The organism is bacterium, assembly GCA_024226335.1.
Lineage (GTDB): Bacteria > Myxococcota_A > UBA9160 > SZUA-336 > SZUA-336 > JAAELY01.
This window is the reverse complement of record JAAELY010000148.1, coordinates 1-4,072: the sequence shown is the minus strand read 5'-3', so window position 1 is coordinate 4,072 and position 4,072 is coordinate 1. Positions and strand designations below refer to the sequence as shown.

At 63.6% G+C, this 4,072-nt stretch carries 5 protein-coding genes; 2 read left to right on the top strand and 3 right to left on the bottom strand.

All coding sequences use genetic code 11. The features are described from left to right. Window positions 1-200 precede the first annotated feature (200 nt). Window positions 201-626, bottom strand: a complete 426-nt coding sequence (locus GY725_06885) for a hemerythrin domain-containing protein (protein ID MCP4003904.1) — start codon at window positions 624-626, stop codon at window positions 201-203. Window positions 627-776: 150 nt separating this feature from the next. Between GY725_06885 and GY725_06880 the strand changes: the two genes are divergently transcribed. Continuing rightward, window positions 777-1,433, top strand: a complete 657-nt coding sequence (locus tag GY725_06880) for a Crp/Fnr family transcriptional regulator (GenBank protein ID MCP4003903.1) — start codon at window positions 777-779, stop codon at window positions 1,431-1,433. Window positions 1,434-1,442: 9 nt separating this feature from the next. Here GY725_06880 and GY725_06875 read toward each other — a convergent pair whose 3' ends face one another. Further along, window positions 1,443-1,736, bottom strand: a complete 294-nt coding sequence (locus GY725_06875) for a hypothetical protein (protein ID MCP4003902.1) — start codon at window positions 1,734-1,736, stop codon at window positions 1,443-1,445. After that, entirely contained in the window at window positions 1,733-2,512 is a 780-nt protein-coding gene (locus GY725_06870; protein MCP4003901.1) for a long-chain fatty aldehyde decarbonylase, read from the bottom strand. Before GY725_06870 ends, GY725_06875 begins: the two co-directional genes overlap by 4 nt. Before the next feature lie 244 nt (window positions 2,513-2,756). Here GY725_06870 and hemN point away from each other — a divergent pair. Further along, window positions 2,757-4,072 (top strand): oxygen-independent coproporphyrinogen III oxidase (gene hemN / locus GY725_06865; GenBank protein ID MCP4003900.1); only part of this gene is annotated, 1,316 nt, incomplete at its 3' end.

Here is a 4,072-nt window from a genome sequence, read left to right as displayed (position 1 = left end):
GAGGGTCCCGAGCTTCGGCTCGACCTCCCCTGCCCCCCTAGCAGGCTGCGGAAAAAACCATTCCCGTCGTCACGCGGCGTCTTTCATCCGCGCTCTTCGTTGCTGAGACTCGCTGTAGAGGCACTACAGCTTCGCCTCAGCGCCTCGAGTGCGAACGAAATCCACTCGCGTGTCTCGGTCCAGGGTCCTTCCGCAGCCTGCTAGCCTTCGACGAATTCCGCGAGTGTTTCCACCAGGACCGATTCATCGATCTCGTGTTCCCGAAAGGTACCCAGCAGCGCTCCGAGACATACGCGCGCGGCTTTCCGCTCTCCGGCGGCCATGAGTTCTTGCAGTTTCACGAGCTGAGTCCGGATCACTCCGTGGGCTTCGCGCGCCAGGCGGACGCGGTCCCGCTGCACGGGAGCGTAACGCTCGACCAGTGGAAAGTAGATGCGTTCCTCGACCTCGAAGTGGCCTTCGAGTGCGTCCTGGAACTCGTCCAGGGCGGCTCGGGCGCCTTCCAGAGGCCCCTGCTGAGCCGTCTCATCCACCCGGCGGACGAGCTGCCCCAGGAGGCTGTGCCCCTCCCACCACTGGTCCAGATGCAGGCGTTCGAGATTCGTTTCCGGTTGCTGCACTGGCATCAGTCGGGCACGCTACCGGCATGCTGAACAGGATGCTATGACGGGGATCATGTCGCCGAGCCGTTCCCAGAGCGCCCGGAGCCCGACTCTCGGGATATTGTGGATACTGCGCTCGATGGGACGCGCTATCACGCTGCAGGGACCTCTGAGTTGACGAGCCAGAACACCCGCGCGGAGGGCGTGCTTCGCGTCCTCGGACGCGAACGCCTCAAACAGCTTCGGCCGCATATGAAGCTCCGACGCTTCGCTCGGGGCGAGTTTCTGTATCACACGATGCAACCGGCGGAATTCGTGTGGGTCGTACGCAGAGGCGAAATTCGCACGATCCGGAGTACGGCCAGCGGACGCGTGACGACGCTGGAGTTGCTCCGGCCCGGGGATCTACTGGGCATGGCCGCCATTACCGGGGCTGAGCACCACGCGGAGAGCGCCGAAACACTGAGCGCAGGCGAGGCCTGGGGGGTCCCGAGCCGCGTGGCCACGACCTTGTTGCAGACCGACCCTGAACTCTCGCGCGCCCTGCTCGGAATCATTGCCGGTCGGCTCCAGACCGCCCACGAGCGTCTCTGCTCCTTCGCCCACGAACGGGTTCCGGAGCGAATCGCCCGCACCCTGCTCGACTCGATCGGCAGCCCGAGAATCCGCACCACGCGGCGTTTGCTCGCAGAATCGGCAGGCACGACCGTAGAGACCGCAATCCGTGTGCTGCGGCGTTTCGAAAAGGAAGGCTGGATCGAGGGCGGCGTTGGCTGGATCGAGGTCACCCAACCCGATGCGCTGGAACGGATCGCCGCGGGCGGCGAATAGCCGACACTCTCAGTAGGCGACTCGCGCCTCCAGCCGTCCATGGTCGCCTTCCATCACGACGAGGCGCGACATACAGGGCATGCAATACACGCGGTCCCCGGGGCGCAGTTCGCGACTCGAGCGAATCACTACCCGGCAGACCGGACAGAGAACCTCATTGGGCGCTAGAGAATCGCCGGACCCGTCCCAACGGCGATAGAAGCGTCGGTACTTGGCGGGAACTTCGTCGAACCCGGTATCGTCGAGGACGTAGCGTTGTCGGCTGCGTTCGGCTTCGGCTTCTTTCAACAGTGGATCGGTCATTCGCGCAACTCCAGCCGGTCGACAGCCGCCAGATAGCGGCGGCCGAGTTCCTGTTCTTCGCTGGCGTCTACACCGATCGCCGCGAGAGTGTCAGAGAAAGTCTGCAGAACCAGGGGGTCGAGTTCAGCCCGAACCTGGCTCAGGCGTGCGCGAATGTGCGGGGTCTCCTGCAGCCTGCGACCGATTTCGTTTTCACCAAAGCCGATGTGTCGACGCTCGTCCTTGATGATGCCTTCGAGGATTTCCCGCGTGATCGGGTCGGTGGCCTCGGCGTGCGACTGAAACGCCGCAAACTCCATCGCCTCGAGAATCACGTTCTGCGCCAGGAGCGCCGCTTCCCAGTCGCGCGCGCGGATCAACTCGTGCAGACGCCGTCGGAACGCTCGCAGCGGAGGCATGGCCCGGTCGAGCAGAGCCGCCTCGCTACAGTCCGCTCCCAGATCGGCCAGGCGCCGCCGCAACACCTCCAGATGCCGCGCCTCGTCCACGGCCTGAGTCGCGAGGAAGACACGGAAATCCGAATTCGGAGCGATCGCGACCAGACCGCTGGATCCCTCCAGCGAAGCCAGCTCTCCCACGCAATAGCTGGAGAGAATCGAGATCAAGCGCTCCCGCTCTTCCGGTGTGCGCTCGGGCTCTTTGAGATCGGGCCGATGTCCGTAGGGCCGTTCGCTCAAGTAGCCTTCTACGGAGCGGAACCAATACTCGAATGAGTGCACCTCGCGAGAGAACTCTTCGGGCTCGATGCGATGCAGATCGGTGACGGAGTCTCCCATGACTCAGCGCCCTTCCTGGCCGGAAAACTGGGACGAAAATTCGGACACGCGACTCCCTCCTGAAGGGTCTGAAGATGATGGCAACGGAACCGAGCAGAGACCCGCTCGGGGCCGCTTTGCCAGCGGCCTGCGAGTATCGCATGATGGCCACGGCTACGTCCTGCGGCGCGCTTCCAGAGCCTATCGGGGCACGCCCATCCGCGCAATCGGGCGGATTGAACCTACTCGCACTCCGGAGGACCCGATGGTCGAATCTGCACTTGAAGGAGTCGGCTGGGAAGTACTGGAACAGATCCTGCCCCGGTACGACAAGCCGCTGCCCCGGTACACGAGTTACCCGACTGCACCGGTCTGGAGCGAAGACTACGACACTCGCTCCTTCGTGCGAGACCTGCAGGACCCCGATCGCGAGCCGGGCGCACCGCGCGCGCTCTACGTCCACGTGCCCTTCTGTCGCGAGATCTGTCACTTCTGCGCGTGCAATCGGGTCATCACGCGCGACGCCGATCTGGTCGAACGCTACCTCTCCACGATCGAGCGCGAGATCGACGCCATTCACAAAGCCCTCGTCGGCGAGCAGGCCGTCGGCCAGATTCACTGGGGCGGTGGAACCCCGACTCACCTCTCGCCCGAGCAGATCCACAGGCTCTTCGGCATGCTGACGAACGCTTTTCCGGTCGCGGAAGAGGCAGAGATTTCGATCGAAGTGGATCCCCGCGTGACCACGCCCGAGCACGTAGACACGCTGCGTGAGTGCGGATTCAACCGCCTCTCATTAGGCGTACAGGACTTCGATCCACGCGTACAGAAAGCGATCCACCGCATACAGTCACCCGAAATGACCGCCGACCTGGTCAACCGCGCGCGAGCTTCCGGCTTCTCGAGCATAGGACTCGATTTGATCTACGGCCTCCCGTATCAGACACCGGAAAGCTTTGCCCGCACGCTCGATGACGTGATCGCGATCAGCCCGGACCGCATCGCACTCTACGCCTACGCCCATGTACCCTGGGTGGCCAAACAGCAACGCGGTTTCGAGCGTGGGGATCTTCCGGAACCGAGCACGCGAGTGCAGATCATGTTGCTGGGCATCCGCCGACTGCTCGACTGCGGTTATGAATTCATCGGTCTTGACCACTTCGCGAAACCGGAAGACGGTCTTGCAAAAGCCCTCCGCTCGGGAACCCTGCGGCGCAGTTTCATGGGACACACCACACAAGACGGCGTCGAATTGATCGGGTTCGGGCCAAGTGCGATCAGCGAACTCGGCAGTGCCTACGCCCAGTCGCACCGCGACCTGCCATCCTGGAGTGAGGCGGTCGCCGAAGGCGGTGTGGCGACCATGCGCGGCCACCGACTCTCGGCGGAAGACGCTGAGCGCCGCTGGGTGATCTTCCGCGTGATTTCTTGCAGCGAGCTACGGGCCGACGAATACCGCGCGGTGTTCGGCAAGGAATTCGCAGATGTCTACGCAGCCGAAATTTCATCGCTGGCCGAACAGGAGAGCGACGGACTCGTGGAGATCGGAAGCGACGGCAGTGTGAAGGTCCTGCCGCTCGG

Bases quoted from the DNA above. Each gene is read 5' to 3' on its own strand.
- GY725_06885 (MCP4003904.1), bottom strand. From the start codon at position 626: ATGCCAGTGCAGCAACCGGAAACGAATCTCGAACGCCTGCATCTGGAC.
- GY725_06875 (MCP4003902.1), bottom strand. From the start codon at position 1,736: ATGACCGATCCACTGTTGAAAGAAGCCGAAGCCGAACGCAGCCGACAA.
- GY725_06870 (MCP4003901.1), bottom strand. From the start codon at position 2,512: ATGGGAGACTCCGTCACCGATCTGCATCGCATCGAGCCCGAAGAGTTC.